At 72.3% G+C, this 24791-nt stretch carries 21 protein-coding genes and 1 pseudogene; 13 read left to right on the top strand and 9 right to left on the bottom strand.

Features of this window, described 5'->3' with window-relative positions; all coding sequences use genetic code 11:
- Window positions 1-210 precede the first annotated feature (210 nt).
- Window positions 211-1965: an NAD+ synthase gene (locus tag ACFY4A_RS01950; protein ID WP_390827455.1), complete on the top strand. Its 1755-nt coding sequence runs from the start codon at window positions 211-213 to the stop codon at window positions 1963-1965.
- Between the two features lie 503 nt (window positions 1966-2468).
- Here ACFY4A_RS01950 and ACFY4A_RS01945 read toward each other — a convergent pair.
- The 4 genes from ACFY4A_RS01945 to ACFY4A_RS01930 all read right to left on the bottom strand — a co-directional run bounded on the left by ACFY4A_RS01945 (window position 2469) and on the right by ACFY4A_RS01930 (window position 7453).
- The gene (locus tag ACFY4A_RS01945; protein WP_390827454.1) at window positions 2469-3764 is read right to left on the bottom strand and encodes an MFS transporter; all 1296 of its coding nucleotides are present in this window, start codon (window positions 3762-3764) and stop codon (window positions 2469-2471) included.
- A 109-nt stretch (window positions 3765-3873) separates the two neighbouring features.
- Window positions 3874-4929 carry an endonuclease/exonuclease/phosphatase family protein gene (locus ACFY4A_RS01940; protein WP_390827453.1) on the bottom strand — a complete coding sequence of 352 codons (1056 nt, stop codon included), beginning with the start codon at window positions 4927-4929 and terminating at the stop codon, window positions 3874-3876.
- Window positions 4930-5105: 176 nt separating this feature from the next.
- The gene (locus ACFY4A_RS01935; protein ID WP_390827452.1) at window positions 5106-5732 is read right to left on the bottom strand and encodes a TetR/AcrR family transcriptional regulator; all 627 of its coding nucleotides are present in this window, start codon (window positions 5730-5732) and stop codon (window positions 5106-5108) included.
- Between the two features lie 122 nt (window positions 5733-5854).
- Window positions 5855-7453, bottom strand: a complete 1599-nt coding sequence (locus ACFY4A_RS01930) for an MFS transporter (protein ID WP_390827451.1) — start codon at window positions 7451-7453, stop codon at window positions 5855-5857.
- A 191-nt stretch (window positions 7454-7644) separates the two neighbouring features.
- Between ACFY4A_RS01930 and panB the strand changes: the two genes are divergently transcribed.
- From panB to ACFY4A_RS01915, 3 genes are all read left to right on the top strand, one after another.
- Entirely contained in the window at window positions 7645-8511 is an 867-nt protein-coding gene (gene panB / locus ACFY4A_RS01925; protein WP_390827450.1) for a 3-methyl-2-oxobutanoate hydroxymethyltransferase, read from the top strand.
- Between the two features lie 228 nt (window positions 8512-8739).
- On the top strand, window positions 8740-9765 hold the full coding sequence (locus ACFY4A_RS01920; protein ID WP_390827449.1) for an ATP-binding cassette domain-containing protein: 1026 nt from the start codon (window positions 8740-8742) through the stop codon (window positions 9763-9765).
- Window positions 9762-10592: an ABC transporter permease gene (locus ACFY4A_RS01915; protein WP_390827448.1), complete on the top strand. Its 831-nt coding sequence runs from the start codon at window positions 9762-9764 to the stop codon at window positions 10590-10592. Before ACFY4A_RS01920 ends, ACFY4A_RS01915 begins: the two co-directional genes overlap by 4 nt.
- Window positions 10593-10617: 25 nt before the next feature.
- Here the strand turns inward: ACFY4A_RS01915 and ACFY4A_RS01910 are convergent, their stop codons facing one another.
- Window positions 10618-14076 (bottom strand): BTAD domain-containing putative transcriptional regulator, encoded by a 3459-nt coding sequence (locus tag ACFY4A_RS01910; RefSeq protein ID WP_390827624.1) that lies wholly within the window; start codon window positions 14074-14076, stop codon window positions 10618-10620.
- Window positions 14077-14228: 152 nt separating this feature from the next.
- Between ACFY4A_RS01910 and ACFY4A_RS01905 the strand changes: the two genes are divergently transcribed.
- A complete protein-coding gene (locus tag ACFY4A_RS01905) occupies window positions 14229-15038 on the top strand; it encodes a site-2 protease family protein (protein ID WP_390827447.1) in 810 nt (269 codons plus the stop codon).
- Here the strand turns inward: ACFY4A_RS01905 and ACFY4A_RS01900 are convergent.
- Both ACFY4A_RS01900 and npdG read right to left on the bottom strand, forming a co-directional pair.
- Entirely contained in the window at window positions 15028-15240 is a 213-nt protein-coding gene (locus ACFY4A_RS01900) for a hypothetical protein (RefSeq protein ID WP_390827446.1), read from the bottom strand. The two genes, ACFY4A_RS01905 and ACFY4A_RS01900, sit on opposite strands and share 11 nt — an antisense overlap.
- An 87-nt stretch (window positions 15241-15327) precedes the next feature.
- Complete coding sequence (gene npdG, locus ACFY4A_RS01895; protein ID WP_390827445.1) at window positions 15328-16032, bottom strand: NADPH-dependent F420 reductase; 705 nt, start codon at window positions 16030-16032, stop codon at window positions 15328-15330.
- A 107-nt stretch (window positions 16033-16139) separates the two neighbouring features.
- Here npdG and ACFY4A_RS01890 point away from each other — a divergent pair, with 107 nt between their 5' ends.
- Window positions 16140-16739, top strand: a complete 600-nt coding sequence (locus tag ACFY4A_RS01890; RefSeq protein ID WP_390827444.1) for a hypothetical protein — start codon at window positions 16140-16142, stop codon at window positions 16737-16739.
- 42 nt (window positions 16740-16781) lie between these two features.
- Window positions 16782-16973, top strand: a pseudogene (locus tag ACFY4A_RS01885) (MFS transporter); the annotation flags it as partial.
- A 19-nt stretch (window positions 16974-16992) separates the two neighbouring features.
- On the opposite strand, the gene ACFY4A_RS01880 reads toward ACFY4A_RS01885, so the two are convergent.
- The gene (locus ACFY4A_RS01880) at window positions 16993-17223 is read right to left on the bottom strand and encodes a hypothetical protein (RefSeq protein ID WP_390827443.1); all 231 of its coding nucleotides are present in this window, start codon (window positions 17221-17223) and stop codon (window positions 16993-16995) included.
- Window positions 17224-17281: 58 nt separating this feature from the next.
- Here ACFY4A_RS01880 and map point away from each other — a divergent pair, with 58 nt between their 5' ends.
- Together map and ACFY4A_RS01870 are read left to right on the top strand one after the other, a co-directional pair.
- Window positions 17282-18139 carry a type I methionyl aminopeptidase gene (map, locus tag ACFY4A_RS01875; protein ID WP_390827442.1) on the top strand — a complete coding sequence of 286 codons (858 nt, stop codon included), beginning with the start codon at window positions 17282-17284 and terminating at the stop codon, window positions 18137-18139.
- A gap of 414 nt (window positions 18140-18553) precedes the next feature.
- Window positions 18554-19201: a heme oxygenase (biliverdin-producing) gene (locus ACFY4A_RS01870; RefSeq protein ID WP_390827441.1), complete on the top strand. Its 648-nt coding sequence runs from the start codon at window positions 18554-18556 to the stop codon at window positions 19199-19201.
- Between the two features lie 49 nt (window positions 19202-19250).
- Here the strand turns inward: ACFY4A_RS01870 and ACFY4A_RS01865 are convergent, their stop codons facing one another.
- Window positions 19251-19895: a PhzF family phenazine biosynthesis protein gene (locus tag ACFY4A_RS01865; protein WP_390827623.1), complete on the bottom strand. Its 645-nt coding sequence runs from the start codon at window positions 19893-19895 to the stop codon at window positions 19251-19253.
- Between the two features lie 573 nt (window positions 19896-20468).
- On the opposite strand from ACFY4A_RS01865, the gene efeO reads away from it, so the two are divergent.
- Genes efeO through ACFY4A_RS01845 form a run of 4 tightly spaced genes read left to right on the top strand, consistent with a single transcriptional unit; the run spans window position 20469 to window position 24715 of the window.
- Window positions 20469-21608 carry an iron uptake system protein EfeO gene (gene efeO / locus ACFY4A_RS01860; protein WP_390827440.1) on the top strand — a complete coding sequence of 380 codons (1140 nt, stop codon included), beginning with the start codon at window positions 20469-20471 and terminating at the stop codon, window positions 21606-21608.
- Window positions 21609-21618: 10 nt separating this feature from the next.
- Window positions 21619-22878, top strand: a complete 1260-nt coding sequence (efeB, locus tag ACFY4A_RS01855; RefSeq protein ID WP_390827439.1) for an iron uptake transporter deferrochelatase/peroxidase subunit — start codon at window positions 21619-21621, stop codon at window positions 22876-22878.
- Window positions 22879-22881: 3 nt separating this feature from the next.
- Window positions 22882-23754 carry an iron uptake transporter permease EfeU gene (efeU, locus tag ACFY4A_RS01850; RefSeq protein ID WP_390827438.1) on the top strand — a complete coding sequence of 291 codons (873 nt, stop codon included), beginning with the start codon at window positions 22882-22884 and terminating at the stop codon, window positions 23752-23754.
- On the top strand, window positions 23714-24715 hold the full coding sequence (locus ACFY4A_RS01845; protein ID WP_390827437.1) for a hypothetical protein: 1002 nt from the start codon (window positions 23714-23716) through the stop codon (window positions 24713-24715). Before efeU ends, ACFY4A_RS01845 begins: the two co-directional genes overlap by 41 nt.
- Window positions 24716-24791 lie beyond the last annotated feature (76 nt).

Genomic DNA, 24791 nt, shown 5'->3' with positions numbered 1-24791 from the left:
CCAGGCCGCACGGGCCGACGCGGGGCCCCCGGACGGGCGCGCCGGCGCAGGTCAGCGCGGGGTGGCCCGGGGCGACGGGTGAGGCCGAGCCCGGCGCGCGGCGTCAAGGTCAGCGCGGCGCCCAGGGGGAACGTAGGTGGGGTCCGGACGTGGGGTGGGACACATGTGCGGGCCCGGCTATCGCGTCGCTTTGACGATTACACTGGGCGCGTGCCTCAACTACGTCTCGCCCTGAACCAGATCGACTCGCGCGTCGGAGACCTCGCCGGGAACTCCGAGGCGATCGTCCGCCGGGCTCGGGAGTCCGCCGGGTGCGGAGCGCATCTCGCGGTGTTCCCGGAAATGGCGTTGACCGGGTACCCCGTCGAGGACCTGGCCCTCAGGTCGTCCTTCGTGGAGGCGTCCCGCGCCGCGCTGCGCGACCTCGCCGCCCGGCTCGCCGCGGAGGACCTCGGGGAGCTGCCGGTGCTCGTCGGCTACCTCGACCGCGGTGAGACCGCCCAGCCGAAGTACGGCATGCCGGCCGGCGCGCCGCAGAACGCGGCGGCGGTGCTGCACCGCGGCGAGGTGGTGCTGAGCTTCGCCAAGCACCACCTGCCGAACTACGGCGTCTTCGACGAGTTCCGCTACTTCGTCCCCGGCGACACCATGCCGGTCCTGCGCGTCCACGGCGTCGACGTCGCGCTCGCCATCTGCGAGGACCTGTGGCAGGACGGCGGCCGGGTGCCGGCCGCGCGCAGCGCGGGCGCGGGGCTGCTGGTCTCGATCAACGCCTCGCCGTACGAGCGCCTGAAGGACGACACCCGCCTCGACCTGGTCCGCAAGCGGGCCCAGGAGGCGGGCTGCACCCTCGCCTACCTCGCCATGACCGGCGGCCAGGACGAGCTGGTCTTCGACGGCGACTCGATCGTGGTCGCCCCGGACGGCGAGGTGGTCGCGCGGGCGCCGCAGTTCGCCGAGGACCTCATGGTGCTGGACCTGGACCTGCCGGCCGCCTCGGCGAACGCCCCGACGGGCGTGGTCGACGACGGTCTGCGCATCGACCGGACGGTGCTGTCCGAGGAGCCGCTGCCGGCCTACGAGCCGGAGCCGACCGGCGAGTACGCCGAGCGCATGGACGACGACGAGGAGATCTACACGGCACTGGTCGTGGGCCTGCGCGCGTACGTGCGCAAGAACGGCTTCCGCTCCGTGCTGATCGGCCTGTCCGGCGGCATCGACTCCGCGCTGGTCGCGGCGATCGCCTGCGACGCGGTGGGCGCGGAGAACGTGTACGGCGTCTCCATGCCGTCCAAGTACTCCTCCGAGCACTCCAAGGACGACGCCGCGGAGCTGGCACGGCGCACCGGCCTGAACTTCCGCACCGTCCCGATCGCTCCCATGTTCGACGCGTACATGGGCTCCCTGGGCCTGACGGGCCTGGCGGAGGAGAACCTCCAGTCCCGGCTGCGCGGCACGCTGCTGATGGCGGTCTCCAACCAGGAGGGCCACATCGTGCTGGCGCCGGGCAACAAGTCGGAGCTGGCGGTGGGCTACTCGACGTTGTACGGAGACTCGGTGGGCGCGTACGGCCCGATCAAGGACGTGTACAAGACGTCGGTCTTCCGGCTGGCCGAGTGGCGCAACCGGGCCGCGGCCGAGCGGGGCGAGACCCCGCCGATCCCGGAGAGCTCCATCACCAAGCCGCCGAGTGCGGAGCTGCGCCCCGGCCAGGTCGACACCGACTCGCTCCCGGACTACCCGGTGCTGGACGCGATCCTCGAGCTCTACGTCGACCAGGACAAGGGCGCCGACCTGATCGTCGCGGCCGGATACGACCGCGAGCTGGTCGCGAAGACGCTCCGCATGGTCGACACGGCGGAGTACAAGCGGCGCCAGTACCCGCCGGGCACGAAGATCTCCGCGAAGGGCTTCGGGAAGGACCGGCGCCTGCCGATCACCAACCGCTGGCGGGAGTCGGCGTAGGCGCCGTTCCCGTACGCAAGTAAGGGTGTCCGGGTCCCCCCGGGGGGCTAGGTCTTTCGTTTGGATCACGCCGGGCTCGCGGACCCTGGCACCACTCCCCCAAGCTCTCCGGGCAGGGCCCCCAGCCGCGTTGCCGTCGGTCGGCAGGCCCCGCCCTGCCGCCCTCCTCCGCCTTGCGATCCACCCCCCACTGCCTGAAGGGCGTGGGAGGTGCCCCCAGTACCGGACCCCGCTCCCTGATCCGGGCCCGATCCAAACGAAAGACCCCAGGGCCGGTCGTCACATTCCCGTCGTCGCCCCAAGGGCGGCCCCGCGACGTCTGGTGCGTGCTCTGGAGGTCCCCCCTGCTCAAAGAGCTCGGGGGGGGAGCGTGCCAGGCGGAAGTCCTCGTACTGGACGTACTTGGGCTTTCGCCCGGTGCGGCGAGTAGGGGTTCCCCTGCTCGAAGAGCTCGAGGGGAGCGTGCCAGGCGTCGCGGGGCAGAGGGGAATGTGACGACGGGCCTAGGCCCCCGGACCGCCCGCCCCGCCCTCGGCCCGCACGGCCTCGTCCCGGAGTTGCCCCGTGCTCGTCGAGCGGGCAGGGACCCCCGGACGGGCCGCGGCCGGCACGTGCGAGGCGACCACACGCTCCCGCCCCCGCACGGCACCGGCCCGCCCCAGGTCCACCCGGTAGGCCACACCGGCCACCGCGAGGCCCAGCACCGCCAGGGCGGCCCCCGCGAGCGCCGGCGAGGTCACGCCGAGGCCCGCGGCGAGCGCCAGCCCGCCGATCCAGGCGCCGCCCGCGTTGGCCAGGTTGAACGCGGCCTGGTTGGCCGCGGAGGCCAGGGACGGGGCCGTGGACGCCTTCTCCATGACCATGAGTTGAAGCGGCGAACCCGTGACGAAGGCCGCCGTGCCCAGCAGGGCCACCGCGAGGGCCGCGCTCCACTCGGTCCGCATCAGCAGCGGGAACAGCGCCAGCACGACCGCCAGCGCGGTGAGCCCGCCGAACAGCGTGCCCCGTGTCGAGTGGTCGGCCAGGCGCCCGCCCAGCAGGTTGCCGGCGGTCGCGCCCACCCCGAACAGGGCCAGCAGCAGCGTCACTCCGGCCTCGGCGTACCCGGCGGAGCCGGTGAGCATCGGCGTGATGTAGCTGTACGCCGAGAACAGCGCGCCGAAGCCCGCCACGGTCGTCAGCAGGGCCAGCCAGACCGGGAGCGAGCGCAGGGCGGCCAGTTCGCGGCGCAGGCCGGCCGCGGGGGCGTGGCCGCGGTCGTGCGGGACCAGCAGGACGAGGGACGCTATCGCGGCGACCCCGATCGCGCTGACCGCGAGGAAGGTCACCCGCCAGCCGAGGTGCTGGCCCATGAGCGTGGCGACCGGGACACCGACGACGTTCGCCAGGGTCAGGCCGAGCATCATCAGGGACACCGAGCGGGCCTTGCGCTCCGGCGGCACCATGGTCGCCGCGACCACGGCGCCCACGCCGAAGAAGGCGCCGTGCGGCAGTCCGCTGAGGAAGCGGGCGGCCAGCAGCCAGTGGTAGCCGGGGGCCAGGGCGGACAGCGCGTTGCCGACGACGAACAGTGCCATGAGGCCGACGAGGACGTGCCGGCGGGGCAGCCGCGCGGTGACGGCGGCCAGCAGTGGAGCGCCGATGACCACGCCCAGCGCGTACGCCGAGACCAGGTGTCCGGCGGCCGGGATCGAGACGTGCAGGTCGTCCGCGACGTCGGGGAGCAGCCCCATCATGACGAACTCGGTCGTACCGATGCCGAAGGCGCCCACGGCGAGGGCGAGCACAGCCAGGGGCATGAAGGGCCTTTCAGAGCTTTGAAGCGTGCGGGGCACGAGTTCCGTACCGCGTTGATCCGCGTATGTTCAGAGACGGAACAAAGCCTCTCAGGCCCAGTATTCCAGCAGGTTAAGACCCGGTTGCCGATGTGGTGACGTTCACACGCGCGGCCACCGGCAGATGGTCGCTGCCCGTGCGCGGCAGGGTCCAGGAGCTCACCGGCTCCACTCCCCTGACCATGATCTGGTCGATCCGCGCCATCGGGAACGACGCCGGCCAGCTGAACCCGAAACCGCTGCCCGCCGCGCCCTGGGTGGAACGCATCTGGGAGGTGACGGCGTTGAGCGAGCGGTCGTTCATGGTGCCGTTCAGGTCGCCGAGCAGGACCACCCTGGGCAGTTGCTCATCGGCGATCGCCTCGCCCAGCGCGTCCGCGCTCTCGTCGCGCTGCGCGGCGGTGAACCCGGCGTTCAGCTTCACCCGCACCGAGGGCATGTGGGCGACGTACACCGCGACGGGCCCCTCGGGCGTCCCCACGCTGGCGCGCAGGGCACGCGTCCAGCCCAGCTTGATGTCGACGGCGCGGACGCCGCTGATCGGGTACTTGCTCCACAGCCCGACCGTGCCCTGCACCGTGTGGTACCGGTACGCCGGGGCGAGCGTCCGCTCGTAGACGGGGAGCGCGGACGCCTTCAGCTCCTCCAGGGCGAGCACCTGGGCCCCGGACGCGGCCAGTTCCCGGGCGGTGCCGGACGGGTCGGGGTTGTCGGCGTTGACGTTGTGCGTGGCGACCATCAGGTCGCCGCCGCTGCCCGTCTTGCCGGTGAGCAGGCCGCCGAACTGGTTGAACCAGACGATCAGGGGCAGCAGCACGGCGATCAGCGCGGTCGCCGACCTGCGCACCAGGGCCAGGACCAGCAGCACCGGTACGAACAGGCCCGCCCACGGCAGGAAGGTCTCTGTGAGGCTGCCGACGTTGCCGATCCGGTTGGGGATCTGCGCGTGCATGAGCATCACCAGGGCGAGGACGACCGCGAACGCGGCGAGCAGGAGGCCCCGGCGCCAGATCCGCGCGTCGCCGCGCCGGCCGTCCGAGAAGCCGTGCGCCAGGCGCCGGAGCCGGTCTCCTCGGCGCTCGGGCCCCGAGCCGCCCGCCGTCTCGGTCACATACGCCTGTCGCGCCATACCGTCGCCTCACTGCCTGCCGTGCACACCGTTCACCCCCGTGTTCTACGACCCTAGGGGATGATCGGCACCGTTCCCGCCGTCCTTTACGGCCGTACGGGCAGGAGGACGAAGGAGTCGGCGCGCGGAGTTCCGGTTGCGCCGCCCCCGGCCCCATCTGTGACGAAACGCGCACATCAGCGAGCGGAACTGACAGGCCGTAGCCCTTCGAGCACCGAGTCCACCATCTGCTCCGACAGACCCTCGGGCAGCTCGGCGTCGGGGCGCATCACGCTGCGCACCAGCATGGGGCCGACGAAGAGGTCGCCGAGCAGATCGACGTCGATGTCCCGGCGCAGTTCGCCGTCGCGCTGCCCGCGGCGCAGGACCTCCACCTGGAGCCTGCGCCGCGGCTCGACGACGGTCGCGTGGTAGGCGCACCAGATCTTCGGGCTGCTCTTCATCTGGGCGTAGACGTTGTGCAGGATGAGCGAGCTGCGGCTCACCAGGCCGCGGCGGCGCAGCTGTTCGAGGATGGCCACGAGGTCGTCGCGCATGGAGGTGCCGGGCAGTTCGGGGTCCGGGGGCTCGGCGGCGCGTACGACGTCGACGAACAGCTCCTCCTTGCCGCTCCAGCGCCGGTAGATGGTGGCCTTGCCGACGCCCGCGGTGCGGGCGATGCGTTCTATCGAGAGCTCGGCCAGCGGCACGCCGTCCTCCAGCAGCTTCATCACGCCCTCGACGATGGCGCGTTCCACCGCTTCACTGCGAGGGCGCCCCCGCACGGGGGCGTCGGCAGCGGCGTGGCTGTCGGCAAGGCTCACCTGGGCCGTCCTTTCGTCGTACAGGGAGATTGTCCTATCGGGCGCTCGTCGGTGGGTCCAACCCACCGTCGGCCGCCTCCGGCCGGCAGTCCCCCGTCGCCGCGTGGCCCCGTCGCGCCCGGCTACTCCACCGCCGCCACCAACTCCTCTTCCTCCTCGCCCTTCTGCGGCACGGCCTCCTTGCCCGGCAGGAACACGGCCACCACGACCGCGCCGACGAGCGCGACCACGGTGCCGCACAGCGCGGTGACGTGCATGGCGTGCAGGAAGGCGTCGTTGGCCGGGCCGATCAGGGCCTTGCCCTGCGGGCCGAGCCTGGCCGCGATGCCGAGGGTGGCCTCGATGGACTCGCCGGCCTTGTCGCGCAGTCCGGCCGGCAGCAGGCCGAGCTTGCCTTCGATGTCGTTGCGGTACGCCGTCGAGAGCACCGAGCCGAGGACGGCGATGCCGAGGGCGCCGCCGACCTGGCGGAAGGTGTTGCTGAGCGCGGAGGCCGAGCCGGCCTTCTCGCGGGGCAGGGCCTGCATGATGACGACGCTGGTCGGCGTCATGATGTGCGCCATGCCGGTGCCCATGAGGAAGAAGACGACCTCCAGCAGCCAGATCGGCGTGCCGGCCTCGAAGCCGGCGAAGGCGGCCAGCATGGCGGCGAGCAGGATCAGTCCGCCCGTGGTGGTGGCCTTGTTGCCGAAGCGGTCCACGACCAGCCGGGCCCGCGGCGCGAAGATCAACTGTGCGGCGGCCAGCGGCAGCATCAGCACACCGGACTCCAGCGGCGAGTAGCCGCGCACGCTCTGGGTGTAGAAGACGCCGAAGAACGTCACGCCCATCAGCGCGAAGAAGACCAGCGCGATGGCGGTCATGGCGGCCGAGAAGACCTTGTTCTTGAAGTACGTGACGTCCAGGGACGGATGGTCGCTGCGCTTTTCGAAGACCACGAAGGCCGCGAGGACGACCAGGCCCGCCGCGATCGTCGACAGCACGGTCGGGGCGGTGAAGTCGGCGAGCTCGCCGCCCCTGATGATGCCGTAGACGAGCAGGACCAGGCCGACGACGGACAGCACCACGCCGATCGGGTCGAGGCGGCCGGGCCGCGGGTCGCGGGAGTCGGGCACCAGCCACACCATCAGCGCGACCGCGAGGATGACGATGGGAACGTTGACCAGGAAGACCGAGCCCCACCAGAAGTGGTCCAGGAGCAGACCGCCGGTGATCGGGCCGATCGCGATGGCCAGACCGACTCCGCCCGCCCAGATGCCGATGGCCTTGGGCTGCTCCTCGCGCTCGAAGACGTTCATCAGGACGGCGAGGGTGGCCGGCATGACGAAGGCGGCGCCGAGAGCCATCAGGGCGCGGAAGGCGATGAGTTGGCCCGGCGAAGCGGACTCGGCGGCCAGCGCGGAACCGGCGCCGAACACGACGAGGCCGCCTATCAGGACCTTCTTGCGCCCCGTGCGGTCGCCGACGAGGCCCGCGGTGAACAACAGGCCCGCGAAGACGAGGGTGTAGGCGTTGATCGCCCACTCCAGCTCGCTCTGCGTGGCGCCGAGGCCGGTCGGGGCGGGGGTCGAGATGGTCTTGATCGCGACGTTCAGGATCGAGTTGTCGAGCACCACTATCAGCAGGCTCAGCATCAACACGCCGAGAATCGCCCAGCGTCGGCGGTGCACCGCTTCCGGAACCCGGGGGCCGTGGGCGGCGCGGTCGGCAGGAGAAGTCATGGCGCCGAGCCTAGGACACTTGCGATACGAGACCGTATCGTATCGCAATCCTTTACCCAGATCTTACGCCCGGCGTGCCGAGACGTTGCGCACACGGAGCTCCCCTGGCCGTGTCCGGCACGAGGTGCCACCATGGGAGGGATCCGGGGACGCCGTCAGGGCGCCTCGAGATGACTGAAGGAGCCGTTGTCATGACGCAGCTTTCGGCTGCCCGCAACAAGCCCTCCGACGGCAGCAAGGCGCTGTACGGGGGGAAGGGCACCCGCCGCATCACCGTCCGCGACATCTCCCTCGCCAAGGAACGCGGCGAGAAGTGGCCCATGCTCACCGCCTACGACGCGATGACCGCGTCCGTCTTCGACGAGGCCGGCATCCCCGTGATGCTGGTCGGCGACTCCGCGGGCAACTGCCACCTCGGCTACGAGACGACCGTACCCGTCACACTCGACGAGATGACCATGCTGTCGGCCGCGGTCGTCCGCGGCACGAAGCGCGCCCTCATCGTCGGCGACCTCCCCTTCGGCTCCTACCAGGAGGGCCCGGTGCAGGCGCTGCGCTCGGCGACCCGGCTGGTGAAGGAGGCGGGCGTCGGCGCGGTGAAGCTGGAGGGCGGCGAGCGGTCGCACGAGCAGATCCGGCTCCTGGTGGAGTCCGGCATCCCGGTCATGGCCCACATCGGCCTGACCCCGCAGTCCGTCAACACCATGGGCTACCGCGTCCAGGGCCGCGGCGAGGAGGCGGCGCAGCAACTGCTGCGGGACGCCAAGGCCGTGCAGGACGCGGGCGCGTTCGCGGTGGTCCTGGAGCTGGTGCCGGCCGAACTGGCCGCCGAGGTGACGCGGGTGCTGCACATCCCGACCGTCGGCATCGGCGCAGGGCCCGAGACGGACGCGCAGGTGCTGGTGTGGACCGACATGCTCGGGCTGACCGGCGGGCGGGTGCCGAAGTTCGTCAAGAAGTACGCGGATCTGCGCGAGGTCATGGGCAACGCGGCCAAGGCCTTCGCCCAGGACGTGGTCGGCGGGACGTTCCCGCTGGAGGAGCACTCGGTGCACTGACCTCCGGTTCAGCCATCGCGGTACCAGGGCAGCCCCGCCGATCTTCCCCCGTCGGCGGGGCCGACCCCTTTTTGCGCCTGAACCGGCGCCTCCTCGCGGAGGTGGTTGCCCGCCGTCGTGGTTCCTCGATTCACGGTTGCGGTGCTCGTCGGTGACATGTCGGCGCCTGGTGCCGTCTGTCGGTGGGCTGTCGGTGGTTTGTCGGTGGGGGCTGGCATCGTTCAGGGCATGACGCGAATCGACGACGACCCCGGCGGCGTACCGAACGCCGTGACCGTGCGGGGGCTGGTCAAGCACTACGGCGAGACCAAGGCACTGGACGGTGTGGACCTGGACGTGCGCGAGGGCACCGTGATGGGCGTGCTCGGGCCGAACGGGGCCGGCAAGACCACCCTCGTACGCATCCTCTCCACCCTGCTCGCCCCGGACGCGGGACACGCCGTCGTGGCCGGCCACGACGTCGTACGGCAGCCCCGGCAGCTGCGCCGGGTCATCGGGCTGACCGGGCAGTACGCCTCCGTCGACGAGAAGCTCCCCGGCTGGGAGAACCTGTACCTGATCGGCCGGTTGCTGGACCTGCCCCGCAAGGAGGCCCGCGCCCGCGCCGACGAGCTGCTGGAGCGGTTCTCGCTCACCGAGGCCGCGCGGCGGCCGGCCCGCACCTACTCCGGCGGCATGCGGCGGCGGCTCGACCTCGCCGCCTCGATGATCGGGCGGCCCGCCGTCCTGTTCCTGGACGAGCCGACCACGGGCCTCGACCCCCGTACCCGCAACGAGGTGTGGGACGAGGTCAAGGCGATGGTCGGCGACGGCGTCACCGTGCTGCTGACCACCCAGTACATGGAGGAGGCCGAACAGCTCGCCTCCGAGCTGACCGTCGTCGACCGCGGCAAGGTCGTCGCGGGCGGCGGCATCGAGGAGCTGAAGGCGAAGGTCGGCGGCCGCACCCTGCGCGTGAAGCCGGCCGACGCGCTCGAACTGCGCCCGCTGGCCGGGATGCTCGACGAGCTGGGCATCACCGGGCTCGCCGCGACGACCGTCGACACCGCGACCGGCTCCCTGCTCGTGCCGGTCCTCAGCGACGAGCAGCTGACCGCCGTAGTCGGCGCGGTCACCGCGCGCGGCGTCACGATCACTTCCATCACCACCGAACTGCCCAGCCTGGACGAGGTGTTCCTGTCCCTCACCGGCCACCGCGCCAGTGCCCCGCAGGACGCCGTGCCCGCCGACACCCGCGAAGAGGTCGCCGTATGAGCGCCGTCACCACGACCCCCCTGGGCTCCCCCGGCCTCCAGGCCGACGCCCGGATCCCGCTGCGCGGCCATCTGCGGCACACCGGCGCGCTGGTCCGCCGCAACCTGCTGTGGATCCGGCAGGACCCGGAGTCGATGTTCGACGCGATCCTGTTCCCGGTGATCTTCACACTGCTGTTCGTGTACGTCTTCGGCGGCTCGATCGGGCAGTCGCTGGGCGGCGGACAGCAGCAGTACGTGCAGTACATCGTGCCCGGCCTGATGGCCATGATGGGGATGAACCTCGCCCAGAGCGTGGGCACCGGCTTCAACCAGGACTTCAACTCCGGTGTCATGGACCGCTTCCGGTCCCTGCCGATCGGGCGTGGCTCGGTGCTGTTCGCCAAGATCTCGGTCGAGCTGGTGCGGATGCTGATCGCGACGGCCGTGCTGCTGGTCGTCGGCGTCCTGGTCGGCTTCGAGATCGAGAGCTGGCCCGGCCTGTTCGCCGCCGTGGGACTGTCGGCGGTGTTCGGCTCGGCACTGATGTGGGTGTTCCTCACGCTCGGCGTGGTGATGAAGAACGCGCAGTCCGTGCAGGCGATGGGCTTCCTGGTGCTGATGCCGCTCCAGTTCGGCTCGTCCATCTTCGCGCCGCCCGGGACGATGCCGGGCTGGCTGCGGACCTTCACCCGGTACAACCCGCTGTCCGCCCTCGCGGACACCGCCCGCGGGCTGATGGTGGGCGGCCCGGTGGCGCACAGCCTGTGGATCACCCTGGCCTGGTCGGCGGCGCTCACGGCGGTGATGGCGCCCGTCGCGATCCACAAGTTCCGCACCAAGAGCTGACCGTACGGCCTCGCGCCGGTGCGGCTCAGATCAGGGCGGCGGCCTCCTGCGGGGAGAGGCCGTCGCCCTCCGCGTACGCGGCCTCGTACGCCTCGTCGCCGAGTACGGCCCGGATGCGGGCGACCGCCTGGCCGTGGACGTGGCGTTCCAGGGACGAGGGCACGTGGCGGGGCGGCAGCAGGGCGTCGGCGGCGCCGAGGCAGCGGGCGGCGTCCCGGGCGCGGCGTCCGCCGTCCGCGCCGGCGACGGCCGCGGCGCCGATGGTCAGATACGTCGAGAACATATGGGGCGCGATGGCCTGGGACAGCGGGTTCTGGGCTCGCTCCAGTGCCCGGCGGCACTTGTCCAGGGCGTCCTCGTAGCGGCCGTCGGCCGCGTCCAGCCAGGCCTCCGCGCCGAGGATGAAGGCGTCGAAGACGACGAAGTGCGAGATGGTGAACTCCTCGCGCAGAAGCCGCAGTTGCTCGCGCGCCTCGGGGATGCGACCGGTCATGCTGAGCCGGCCGGCGAGGAAGATCCGGGCGGCCGGCATGGCCTCGTTGTGGCCGCCGTCGCTCCGCTCGACGACCTCGCGCAGCATCCGCTCGCCCTGTTCGGCCTCGCCCGTCTCCAGCAGGACGCCGCCGAGGCGGACGTTGAGGACGGCGATCTGGGCGTGGGCGCCGAGGCGTTCGGCGTGCTCGACGGCCGCGCGGTAGTCGGCGGCGGCCGCCAGGTGGGAGCCGGTGCGCTCGTGGGCCTCCGCGCGTGCGGAGAGCGCCTCGGCGGTGCCCCAGGCGTCCCCGAGGCGCCGGAAGATCTCCAGGGACTCGTCGGCGTCCCGGCCCGCGTCCCCGGCCGAGTCGGTGTGGTTGGCCAGCAGGTTGGCACGCCACTGGAGGGCGTGGGCGAGCTCCCACTCGAATCCCGGATCGCTGCGGCAGGTGCGTACGGCGGCGTCACTGACCTCGCGCAGGCGCTCCACGTCACCGGTCAGCATCACCGCGTACGTCCAGAGCACGCCGGGGCTGCGGCAGACCTGCGGCATACCCGGCTCGTAGACCTCGGTGACGACGCGCAGCTTGCGTTGCGCCTCCGGGGACTCCCAGGCCTCCAACTCTGTGTCCATGCAGGCCAGATGGGCGAGGTGCAGCCCCCGGCGGGCCTCCGCGAGGACCTCGCCGGTCATCGGCGGCGGGGTGTCCGTGCACCGCTGCCGGACCGGGGCGGCGCGCTGGACCGGCTCGGCGAAGGGGTCGGGGCCGAGCGCCATGACCTCGCCGCACCAGTTGCGGGCCTCGATGCGCGCGTCGCGCAGTTGCCAGTAGAAGACGAGCGACAGGATCAGGCACAGCCCCTCCTGCTCGTCGCGCACGGCGACGGCGTGGCGCAGGGCGGTGCGCAGGTTCTCGTACTCCCGCTCCAGCTTCCCGATGGCGGCGCGCTGACCGGGGCCGCGCAGCAACGGGTCGGTGGTGCGGGCGAGTTCGCGGTAGTACGTCAGGTGGGCGCGCTCGGTCCCGGCCCGGCCTCCGGCCTCGTCGAGCCGTTCCCCTGCGTACTCGGCGACGGTCTCCAGCAGCCGGTAGCGCATCCCGCCGTCGGCGGCGGGGGCGGCCACCACGAGGGACTTGTCGACGAGGGAGGCTAGGGCGTCGAAGGCGGCGGGGCCGCACACGGCCTCGGCGGCGTCGAGGTCGCAGCCGCCGGCGAAGACGGACAGCCGGCTCAGGACGTACCGCTCCTCGGCGTCGAGCAGGTCCCAGGACCAGTCGACGACGGCCCGCAGGGTCTGCTGGCGGGGCAGGACGGTACGGCTGCCGGAGGTGAGCAGGCGGAAGCGGTCGTCGAGCCGGTCGGCGATCTGCCGTGGAGCCAGCATCCGCAGCCGGGCGGCGGCGAGTTCGATGGCCAGCGGCAGCCCGTCCAGGCGCCGGCAGATCTCGGCGCAGGCGTCCGCGGTGTCCTGGTCGGCGTCGGTGCGGAAACCGGGCCGTACGGCGGCGCCGCGGTCGGCGAGCAGCCGCAGCGCTACCGGCTCGGGCAGCGGCTCGACCGGCCGCAGCACCTCGCCGGGTATGCCGAGGGGTTCCCGGCTGGTGGCGAGGACGGTGAGGTGGGGGCAGCGGGCGAGCAGTTCCTCGACGAGACGGGCCGCCGCGTCGACGACGTGCTCGCAGTTGTCGAGCAGGAGCAGCATGCGGCGCCGGGCGCAGTGCTCCACCAGCCGCTCGACGGGGTCGTCGTGCCGGTCGGCGACCGCGGCCCGCATCTCCTCGGCTCCGGCCCCGTACAGCACGGTCTCTCGGGCGCCGACGGCCGTGAGCACGGCCTCGGACACGGCCTCGGCGTCGTCGACGGGGGCGAGTTCGGCCAGCCACACCCCGTCCCGCGGCACCGGCCGCACGGCCTCGGCGGCCTCCTGCGACAGCCGGGTCTTCCCGGCCCCGCCCGGCCCGAGCAGGGTCACCAGCCGCGCGACCCCGAGGTCGGCCCGGATCGTCTCGATGTCGGCCTCGCGGCCCACGAAGGAGGTGAGCCGGGCGCGGAGGTTGCTCGGGGGCCGGGGGGTGAGCGCGGCGGGGGCCGCCTGCTCGCTCCCGGCGCCGTCCGGGACGCCGGCGCCGGGCCCGGCAAGGGGTGCCTTCGCGGAAGGGGCGGTGTTCTCGGCGGCGCGCGGTCCCGACGCCGTGCCGGAATCGAGCGCCGCGGTCCGGGCCCCTGCGCCCGCGGCCGGGTCGGGCGCCTGCCGCGGCCCGACGGCGGGGCGCCGCCCGTGCGGCCGCAGCAGTTCCCCGTGCAGCGCGCGCAGTTCCGGGCCGGGGTCGGAGCCGAGGCGGTCGGCCAGCAGACGGCGTACGTCCTCGTAGGCGGCCAGGGCCTCGGCCGTGCGGCCCGCGTCGCGCAGGGCGCGCAGGCGGAGGGCCCGGAGGGGTTCGTCCAGCGGGTGGGTGTCGCACAGGGCGGTCAGCTCGGGCAGGGTCTGCTCGGCCTGGCCGAGGGCGAGGGCGGCGGTGAGGCGGGCCCGGCGTACGTCCAGGTGGCGGGTGTCCCAGCGGGCCGCCTCGGCGGTGCGGTCGGGCAGGTCGGCCAAGGCGGGGCCGCGCCACAGCGCGAGGGCGTCGTCGAGGACGACTACCGCCTTCGCGGGGTCGCCGTCGCCCAGCGCACGCAGGCCCTCCCCGGCCAGCCGCTCGAAGCGGTGCAGATCGACGTCGTCGGCCGCGGCGGCGAGCCGGTAGCCGCCCTCCGCGGAGGCCACCGCGTCCGCGCCGAGCGCCCGGCGCAGCCGCCCTACCAGGGCCTGGAGCGCACCCGTGGCGTCGGCGGGCGGCTCGCCGTCCCACACCTCGTCGACGAGGACGCGCACCGGGACCGTACGGCCGGGGCGCAGGGCGAGCACGGTCAGCAGGGCACGCAGCCGCGCCCCGCCGACCTGGACGACGGTGCCGTCGGGGCGGAGCGCCTGGGTGGTGCCGAGGATGCGATAGCGCACGGGGTCCATTGTCTCCGGTGGTCTCACGGACGGTCACGGGATTTCGGCGGCGCGGCGCGCGGGCGACCGGGAACCCGTGGCCCGGAGCGGGCCGTTCTCCCCGTGTGCCCGGTACGGTCGGGCTCGCCGGACGAACCGTACGAGCACAGGAGCCGTCCCCCATGACGTCCGCCACCACCCACCGCGGTGACCGCCGGGTCAGTCCCGTCTTCCTCGCGATCCTGGCCGTCACCGCGGTCGCGGGCTGGGCCGCCTGGACCGGATTCGCACCGATTGCGGCCCGCCCGGGCCTGGCGGTGTTCCTGTTCGTGACCGCGGCCTGGATCGTCTCGCTGTGCCTGCACGAGTACGCGCACGCGCGCACCGCGCTGCACAGCGGTGACATCACGGTCGGCGCCAAGGGCTATCTGACGCTGAACCCGCTCAAGTACACGCACGCGGTGCTGAGCATCCTGCTTCCGCTCCTGTTCCTGATCATGGGCGGGATCGGGCTGCCCGGCGGCGCCGTGTTCATCGAGCGCGGCCGGATCCGGGGCCGCTGGCGGCACAGCCTGGTCTCGGCGGCGGGACCGCTGACGAACGCGCTGCTGGCGATGGTGTGCACGGCCCCGTTCTGGCTGCACGCGCTGGACGGCGTACCCGGCGAGTTCCGGTTCGCGCTGGCCTTCCTCGCGCTGCTCCAGGTGACGGCCGCGATCCTGAACTCCCTGCCGGTGCCGGGCCTGGACGGCTACGGCGTGATCGAGCCCTGGCTGTCGTACGGCGTCAAGCGCCAGGTGCAGTCGATCGCGCCGTTCGGCCTGCTGCTGGTCTTCGCGCTGCTGTTCCTGCCGTCGGTCGGGAGCGCCTTCTTCGACATGATCCACGCGATCCTGCGTCACCTGGGTGTCGGGGACTTGGACCAGGCCTGCGGCCGGGACCTGTACCGCTTCTGGGGGAGCACCAGCGAGTTCTGCGCGGTCAGCCGGTGACGGAGCGGTCCTGCCCCATCCGGCCGCGGCGGGCGTAGTACCAGGTCATGTTGGACGACAGCCCGGCCAGCAGCACCCAGACCACCCCGAGCCAACTGCCCTGGACGAAGGAGACGACGGCCGCGGCCACGGCGAGCACGCAGACGATCAGGGCGTAGAGGGCGAGTCGCCGGGCCGGGCCGGGCGGGGGCGAGGGCTGCATGGCGGTCGGCTCCTGTCGGGGGACACTGCTTCGAGCGTGGCGGAGGCCTCCGCGCGGAAGCGTCCGGCATCAGTGTCCCCCATCGGCTCATACGTCCGTGATGCGGAGTCCCGCGTGCGCCTTGTAGCGGCGGTTGACCGAGATCAGGTTCGCGACCAGCGACTCCACCTGGTGGGCGTTGCGCAGCCGCCCGGCGAAGACGCCCCGCATGCCGGGGATGCGGCCGGCCAGCGCCTGGACGGTCTCCACGTCGGCGCGTGCCTCGCCGAGGACCATCACGTCGGTGTCGATCCGCTCGATCCCGGGATCCTGGAGGAGGACCGCCGACAGGTGGTGGAAGGCCGCCGTCACCCGTGAGTCCGGCAGCAGGGCCGCGGCCTGCTCGGCGGCGCTGCCCTCCTCCGGCCTGAGCGCGTAGGCGCCCTTCTTGTCGAAGCCGAGCGGGTTGACGCAGTCCACGACGAGCTTGCCGGCCAGTTCCTCGCGCAGGGCGTCGAGGGTTTTGCCGTGGCCCTCCCACGGCACGGCGACGATCACGATGTCGCTGCGGCGCGCGGTCTCGGCGTTGTCGGCGCCCTCGACGCCGTACCCGGTCTCCTCGGCCGCCGCCCTGGCCCGCTCGGCGGCCCGCGAGCCGATGATCACCTTCTGCCCGGCGCGGGCGAGCCGGTAGGCCAGGCCCTTGCCCTGCGGACCGGTTCCCCCGAGCACCCCCACGACCAGCCCGGAGACGTCGGGGAGGTCCCAGGGGTCCTTGGCGGGGGCCTTGTGTGCACTGTCGCTAGAGGTCATGTGCCGACTCTACGTCCGCGGCACCCGCTGCCGCCGGGTCCCCCGGGAGGGCGAACGCGGACCGAAGTCCGCCCCGGCCGTGCCTGTTTGCGGCAGGATGCGTGCGTATGGACGCCGTACGGGTCACGCTGCTGCGCGAGGTGCTCGCCGGAACGGAGTGGCTGGGGGCCACGCGGCGGTTCGCGGGGGTGCTGCGGGGGTCCGTGGTGTCGCACGGGGGCGGGCTGCTGCTCGTGGGCACACCGGAGGACGAGCCCTGGCACCTGGCGGCCCATCTGATGGACGAGGCCGCCTGGTCGGGCACCCCGGAGCTGGCCCCGACGCTCGTACGGCACGCCCCCCGCCCCGCGGACCGGGAGCACCTGGCCGTGGGTCTGGGTCGGCTGGCGGCGGCCCGGCGCGGTGAGACGCTGCTCGTGGTGGCCCCCGAGGAGCCCGCCCCGCTCCTGGAGCGCGTGCACGAGGCGCGGCGGGCCGGAGCGACGGTGCTGGCCCTGGGCTCCGGCGGGGGCGAGCTGGAGGCGATGGCGCACGAGACGCTGGCGGTGCCGCCGGGGGCCGAGCTGGACCTGGACACCGTGCAGCACCTGGTGAGCGCGGCGGCCGGGGAGAACGCGCTGCCGGCCCCGCGTGGCCGCGGCCGCTTCCGGGACCGCCTGTCGCGGCTGACGGAACTCCTGACGGCGCCTCCGCCGCCGCGCTGGTAGCGGGGCGGCGGAAAAACCGGTTGCCGGTGGCCCTCCGCCTGCCGATCGGGCGGGTTCGCCGCGTGGTGGGGCGTACGGGCGTCGGTGTGGTCGGGCGGGCTGCTGTGCGCGGGCGCGGTGGGGCTGCTGGCGCTGTGCCCGCCGGGGCTGATGCGGTACGACGCCCGGACGAACGAGCACGCGGTGCGGCTGCGCGAGGACCGCGCGGCCGCCGCCGTGCGCGCGGCCGCGTGATCGGCGTCTTCGGGCCTGGTCAGCCCTCCTCGGTGCCGCCCGCCGGCGCGTCGTGCCAGCGGGGGTCGTTCTCCCACTGGAGGTTGCGTTCGCGGGCGGTGTCCATCGCGTGCTGCGCCTCCTCGCGGGAGGCGTACGGGCCGAACCGGTCCTTGGCGGGGCACTCGGGCCCCTCCTCGACCTTCTTGTGCTCCAGGCAGTAGTACCACTCGCCCGGCTTTCCGGCGGTCCGCTTCTTGAACAGGGCCATGACCAGCTCCTCTCGCCACGGACATGTTCCCCCATCGCCCCTGGATAGACTCGCCGACATGTCTGGCCAGTCGCTGCTCGTCCCCGGGGAGCTGTCCCCGCCCCGTTCCGTGCCCGGAAACATCCGCCGCCCCGAGTACGTCGGCAGGCCCGCACCGAAGCCGTACACCGGGCCGGAGGTGCAGACGCCGGAGACCGTCGAGGCGATGCGGATCGCCGGGCGGATCGCCGCGCAGGCGATGGAGGAGGCGGCCCGGCACATCGCGCCGGGCGTCACCACGGACGAGCTGGACCGGGTGGCCCACGAGTTCATGTGCGACCACGGCGCCTATCCCTCCACGCTCGGCTACCGCGGCTTCCCCAAGTCGCTGTGCACCTCGGTCAACGAGGTCATCTGCCACGGCATCCCGGACTCGACCGTGCTGCGGGACGGCGACATCGTCAACCTGGACGTGACGGCGTACATCGGCGGGGTGCACGGGGACAACAACGCGACCTACCTGGTCGGTGACGTGGACGAGGAGAGCCGCCTGCTGGTGGAACGCACCCGCGAGGCCCTCAACCGCGCGATCAAGGCGGTCCGCCCCGGGCGGCAGATCAACGTCGTCGGCCGGGTCATCGAGTCGTACGCCAAGCGGTTCGGCTACGGCGTGGTCCGCGACTTCACCGGCCACGGCATCAACACGTCGTTCCACTCCGGGCTGATCGTCCCGCACTACGACAGCCCGCACGCCACGACGGTCATCCAGCCCGGGATGACCTTCACGATCGAGCCGATGCTGACGCTGGGCACCTACGAGTACGACGTCTGGGACGACGGCTGGACGGTCGTCACCAAGGACCGCAGGCGCACCGCCCAGTTCGAGCACACGCTGGTGGTGACGGACACGGGGGCGGAGATCCTGACGCTGCCTTGACATGCTCCTCGGGCTGAAGCCCGAGGATTCCGGCCGTCCCACGGGTTGCTGTGCCGCTGCGCGACACGGTTTCCGTGTGGGTGATCCGGGCGCTGGCAGCAGCCATTGACGGTCCGGAGTGGATCAGCCGAATCCAGCTCCGCTGGAACGATCCCGCGGCGCTCCGCGTCGCACCCGCCGGATTCGCTTCACCACGGCGTGAACCCCGGTGCGCTGCGAATGAGTCCCGGTAGCACCGCGCCCGCCTCTGCCGTGCCCACTCCCTTCGCCTTCGGGGGCGGGGCCTTTTCTTGTGTCCACTTGCCCTTGTGTCCGCTTGGCGTCCGTTTGGCAGGAATTCGGGTAGAGTTTTCCCGACAGCATGTCGGTAAAACATTGATTTAGGCAGGGCTTACCTTATTAGGGGATGGCCTCATGGATTCCTTCTCGGCACTCATCCGCACCGCCTCCCACGAGCAGCACGCGGAGGCGGAGACCTCCACCTTCATGAGTGATCTGCTCGGCGGCCGGCTCGGCGTGGACGCGTACGCGCGGTACACCGAGCAGCTCTGGTTCGTGTACGAGGCACTGGAGGACGGGGCCGGACGGCTGGCGTCGGATCCGGTGGCGGGCCCGTTCGTCCGGCCCGAGCTGTTCCGGCTGGCCGCGCTGGAGCGGGACCTGGCGCATCTGCGGGGCGCCTCCTGGCGCTCGGGGCTGAACGCGCTGCCCGCGACCGAGGCCTACGCGGCACGGGTACGCGAGTGCGCCGAGCAGTGGGCGGCCGGCTACATCGCCCACCACTACACCCGCTGCCTCGGCGACCTCTCCGGCGGCCAGATCATCCGCGACAAGGCCGAGAAGACATGGGGCTTCACGAAGAAGGGCGACGGCGTCCGCTTCTACGTCTTCGAGGAGATCCCCAACCCGGCCGCCTTCAAGCGCAGTTACCGCGAACTCCTGGACACCGTCGACGTCGACGACCTGGAGAGGCAGCGGATCGTGACCGAGTGCAAGCGGGCGTTCACCTTGAACACGGCGGTCTTCCACGCCCTGGGCGAGGAATTCCCCCTGTCGGCGTGACCCTGGCCGGGGGCCACCCGTGGGCCACGGGAGGGACGGCCCGTGCGCGTCAGCGTTCCAGGACCACGCGGCCCCCGACCTCGACCCAGCCGCCCGGCTGGGGAGCCGTGAGAATCTGACTGCCGGCGCCCTGGACGATGTTCAGGGCGCGGCCCAGTTCGGCGGTCAGCAACAGCGCCGCCGCGCCCGTTGCCTCGTCCTCCTCGATGCCGTCGTCGCGGCCGGGAAAGGCGCGGGCGCGGATGCGGCCGGCGGCCTCGTCCTCCCAGGACCAGGCGTAGAGCCAGTCGCCGGGTGGCGGTACGGGCAGGTCGTCGACCTCGGCTGCGGTGGCGTACTGGCGCAGGGTGCGCGGCGGGGCCCACTCCGGGCGGGCCTCGATCCAGGTGAACTCGCCGTCCAAGCGGGTGCCCACGGTCCCGGCGGGGGTCACCAGCTCCGGCACGTCAAGCAGCCAGGCCACCCCCACGCAGGGGTGGCCTGCGAACGGCAGGCGCAGGGTGGGGGTGAAGATGTCGATGACGCCGCGCTCGGGGTCGTCGACGAACACCGTCTCGCTGAAGCCGAGTTTGGCGGCCAGCTCCTGGCGGTCGTCCTGGTCGGGGACGAGCGAGCCGTCGCGGACGACACCGAGTTCGTTGCCGTAGCGGCCACGCGGCCCGCAGAAGACGCGCAGCACGTCGTAGTCAGTCACCCGGGCATTGAAGCATCGCGGCGGCGGTGCCGCCCGAACGGGGACGGCACCGCCGCCGACGCGGATCAGGCCTGCGTGTCGCGCCGCCTGCACAGCGCGTAGAGCACGCCCGCCCCCCGCCACGGTCGCCGCGGCGGCCGCGCCCAGGGTGCCCACGGGGGCGTCGGAGCCGGTGGCGGCCATGCTGCCGCCGATGCCGCCGGCGGTCGAGCCGATGCCTCCGGTCGTCGAGCCGGTGCCGCCCGTACCCCCGGAGGTGCCGGTGCCGCCCGCGCCGGAGCCGCCGCCCGAGGTGCCGTTGCCCGGGTCTACGACCACCCGGTGGAGGTGCTGCCGCACCCGCGCACGGGCGCGGTCCTGGTGACCCCGGGACGAAGCCCTTGACCTTTCCTTGGCTATTCCTTTGTCCCCGCTTGGCGCATTCGCGATCTATTCGTTCCCGTACGCCGATCATGAGACCTGAATCACGGTCCGCACGGGTAGGAACGAGGTAAGCCTCGGTTAAGTTAGGCAAGCCTCACCAATTGTCGTGGGGCGTCAGGTCACCTTCCAGCCACTTCCGGGAGCCCTCGCATGCGAGCCGTCCGCCTCTCCGTCATCACCGCCGCCGCCGCGGTCGCTCTGACCGCCGTGACGGCCTGTACGCAAAAGAGCGGCACGCAGGACGACGGCGGCCGCGTGGTCGACGTGACCGCGAAGGACGACGCCTGCGAGGTCTCGAAGAAGGAGTTCCCGGCCGGGCACCTCGAGCTCGCCGTCGAGAACAAGGGCTCGAAGGTCACCGAGGTCTACCTCCTCTTCCCGGACGACCGGATCGTCGCCGAGCGCGAGAACATCGGCCCCGGCATCAAGCAGAAGGTCACCGCCGAGGTGAAGGCCGGCGACTACGTCATCGCCTGCAAGCCGGGCATGAAGGGCAAGGGCATCCGCCAGGAGGTCAAGGCGACCGGCGGCACGGTCGCCAAGCGCGACCCGAAGCTGGACACGGCCGTCGCCGACTACCGCCGGTACGTCCAGGAGCAGGCCGACGAGACCCTCCCCCGCGTCGAGACCTTCGTGAAGGCGATCAAGGCCGGCGACGTGCCGGCCGCCAAGAAGGCGTACGCGATCTCTCGCCTCGGCTGGGAGCGCACCGAGCCGGTCGCGGAGTCCTTCGGCGACATCGACCCCAAGGTCGACGTCCGCGAGGACGGCCTGGAGGACGGCCAGAAGTGGACCGGGTGGCACCGCCTGGAGAAGGCGCTGTGGAAGGACGGGAAGATCGGCACCGAGGAGAAGACGCTCGCCGACCGGCTCCTCACCGACCTCCAGGACTGGCAGAAGCGGGTGGGCACCGCCGCGATCACCCCGACCTCGATGGCCAACGGCGCCAAGGAACTCCTCGACGAGGTCGCCCAGGGCAAGGTCACCGGCGAGGAGGACCGCTACGCCCACACCGACCTGGTCGACTTCAAGGGCAACGTCGAGGGCGCGCAGAAGGCCTACGAACTCCTCAAGCCGGTCGCCTCGAAGAACGACCCGGCGCTGGCCAAGGAGCTCGACAAGCAGTTCGCGGCGCTCGAGGAGCTCCTCGACAAGTACCGCACGGACAAGACGTCGTACGACTTCGTCTCCTACGACAAGGTCGGCAAGGACGACCGCAAGGAGCTCTCGGACGCGGTGAACGCGCTCGCCGAGCCGCTGTCCAAGCTCGCCGCGGCCGTCGTGAAGTAGAGGGCGGGAGATGACCGAGACCCAGGGCAGCACTCCGTCCCGCCGCGCCGTGATCGGCTGGGGCGGGGCCGGGATCGCGCTCGGCGCCGTCGCGGCCGGCGGCGCGGTGGCGATGACGAAGGCCGGCTCCGACCTGGACCCGGTCGGCGCGGACGCGGGCGGCGCGACGGAGTTCCACGGCGTCCACCAGGCCGGCATCGCCACGCCCGTGCAGGACCGGCTGCACTTCGCCGCGTTCGACGTGAAGACCGACGACCGCGCCGAGTTCGTGCGGATGCTGAAGGACTGGACGGCCGCCGCGCGCCGGATGACCGCCGGGAAGGAGGTCGGCGAGGGCGCGTACGGCGGACTCGCCGAGGCGCCGCCCGACGACACCGGCGAGGCGCTGGGCCTCAAGCCCTCGCGGCTGACGCTGACCATCGGCTTCGGGCCGTCGCTGTTCGAGAGGTTCGGGCTGCGGGACAGGCGGCCGGCCGCCCTGGTGGACCTGCCCAAGTTCCCCGGCGACAACCTGGACCGCTCCCGCACCGGCGGCGACCTGTGCGTCCAGGCCTGCGCGGACGACCCGCAGGTCGCGGTGCACGCGATCCGCAACCTGGCCCGCATCGGCTTCGGCAAGGTCGCCGTCCGCTGGTCCCAGCTCGGCTTCGGCAAGACCTCCTCGACCACCCCGGACGCCCACACCCCGCGCAATCTCTTCGGGTTCAAGGACGGCACCCGCAACATCGCGGGCACCGAGACCGGCCGGCTGAAGAAGTTCGTGTGGGTCGGCGACGGGGACGGCGGTGCGAACGACGCCTGGATGCACGGGGGTTCGTACCTCGTCGCCCGGCGCATCCGGATGAACATCGAGACCTGGGACCGGGCTCCGCTCCAGGAGCAGGAGGACATCTTCGGCCGGGACAAGGGCGAGGGCGCACCGGTCGGCAGGGCCAAGGAGCACGACGAGCCGTTCCTGAAGGCGATGAAGCCCGACGCGCACGTACGGCTCTCGCACCCCGACGCCAACGGCGGGATCACGATCCTGCGCCGCGGCTACTCCTTCACCGACGGAACCGACGGCCTCGGCCGCCTGGACGCCGGACTTTTCTTCCTGGCCTACCAGCGCGACCCGCGCAACGGGTTCATCCCGCTCCAGCGCAGGCTGGCGGCGTCGGACGCGCTCAACCAGTACATCCAGCACGTGGGTTCGGCGGTCTTCGCGATCCCGCCCGGCGTGCGTGACGCGCACGACTGGTGGGGCCGCACCCTGCTGTCCGAGGAGGCGTAACCCGTGTTCTCCAACTATCTGATCGGCCTGCGCGAGGGGCTGGAGGCCAGCCTCGTCGTGTGCATCCTCATCGCCTACCTGGTCAAGACCGGCCGCAGGGACGCCCTGAAGCCGATCTGGATCGGCATCGGCATCGCGGTCGCCATCGCCATGGGCTTCGGCTGCGTCCTCGAATTCGGCTCCCAGGAGCTGACGTTCGAGGCGCAGGAGGCGCTCGGCGGGACCCTGTCGATCATCGCGGTGGGCCTGGTGACCTGGATGGTCTTCTGGATGCGGCGCACCGCCCGGCACCTGAAGTCCGAGTTGCACGGCAAGCTGGACCAGGCGCTGGCGATGGGCACGGGCGCGCTGGTCGCCACCGCGTTCCTGGCCGTGGGCCGCGAGGGCCTGGAGACGGCGCTGTTCGTGTGGGCGTCGGTGCACGCGGCCTCCGACGGCACCCCGCGCCCGCTGATCGGGGTCGCCCTGGGCCTGGCCACGGCGGTCCTCCTGGGCTGGCTGTTCTACCGGGGCGCGCTGCGGATCAACCTCGCCAAGTTCTTCACCTGGACCGGCGCCATGCTGGTCGTCGTCGCGGCGGGTGTGCTGGCGTACGGCCTCCACGACCTCCAGGAGGCCGCCTGGGTCCCGGGGCTGGGCAATCTGGCCTTCGACATCAGCGGCACCGTCCCGCCGGACAGCTGGTACGGCACGCTGCTGAAGGGCGTGTTCAACTTCCAGCCCGACCCGACGGTCCTCCAGGTCACGGTGTGGCTGCTGTACCTGGTCCCGACGCTCACGTTCTTCTTCGCCCCGGTAGGGTTCGCCTCCGGGAAGAGGAAGGTGACGGTGGCTGATGAGCAGGGTTCGCGGCCCTCACAGGCTTCGCAGGCTTGAGCGTTGGGCGACGGCGGCGGTCACGGCGGCCGCGCTGACGCTGACGGCGAGCGGGTGCGTGGTGGTGCACGGAGAGCGTGAGGTGCTTCCGGCCACCACCCCCGCGGAGGCCGCGAAGGCGCTGACACGGTTCACCGACGCCTACAACGCGGCGGACAAGGCCTACGACCGTTCCCTTGACGCGGACTTCGTCACCGGCGCGCTCGGCGCCATCGACGGGGCGCGGCTGAAGGCGGGGCGCACCAACAACCCGGGCGGCAACCCCGCGCACACGCCGCTGACGCTGACGGACGCCAGGTTCACGATCCCCAAGAAGGCGGGCTGGCCGCGCTGGTTCCTCGCCGACGCGAAGGGGAACAAGGGCGGCGACCAGCGCTGGCTTCTGGTGTTCCTGCGCTACGGCGCCACCGAGGAGTGGCGGGTGGCGTATCTGACGCTGGCGGCCCCCGGGGACGTGCCGGAGTTCCGGAAGGACGAGGACGGCCTGGCCGAGGCCCTGCCCGAGAGCAGCACCGAACTGGCGGTCGCGCCCGGCGACTTGAGCAAGGACTACGCGACGTACCTGGGCGGCGGCGGGGACGCCTTCGCCGACGGCACCCACACCACCGGCTGGCGCAAGCTGCGTGCCAAGGCCGCGAGCCGGCCGGGGCTGGCACGGCAGTACATCGACCAGCCCATGACGGACGGCGCCTACGCCCCTCTGGCGCTGCGCACCGCGGACGGCGGCGCGCTGGTGTTCTTCACCACCCGCCACTACGAGAAGCAGACCGCCGCCGAGGGCGCCTCCGTCCCCGCCCCCAACAAGGACGTCCAGGCCCTCACCACGGGCGAGATCAAGCAGTCCCTGACGATGGAGTTCATCTCCAACGAGATGGCCCTCGACCCGCCGAAGGGCGCGGCCGGACAGCGGGTCTCGATACTGGCCCGCGTCCAGGGCCTGACCTCGGCCCAGGGCGCGTAGGACCCCGGGCCCGCGGGCCCGGGGGGTTCGGCCGTCGGGCGTTCAGTGGTGCAGGGGCCAGGATGTGGAGTGCGTG

It is taken from the genome of Streptomyces sp. NPDC001292 (genome assembly GCF_042896465.1).
In the GTDB taxonomy this organism is placed as follows: Bacteria; Actinomycetota; Actinomycetes; order Streptomycetales; family Streptomycetaceae; genus Streptomyces.
Note: the sequence above shows the minus strand (reverse complement) of the source record. Positions and strands in the feature narration are given on the sequence as shown.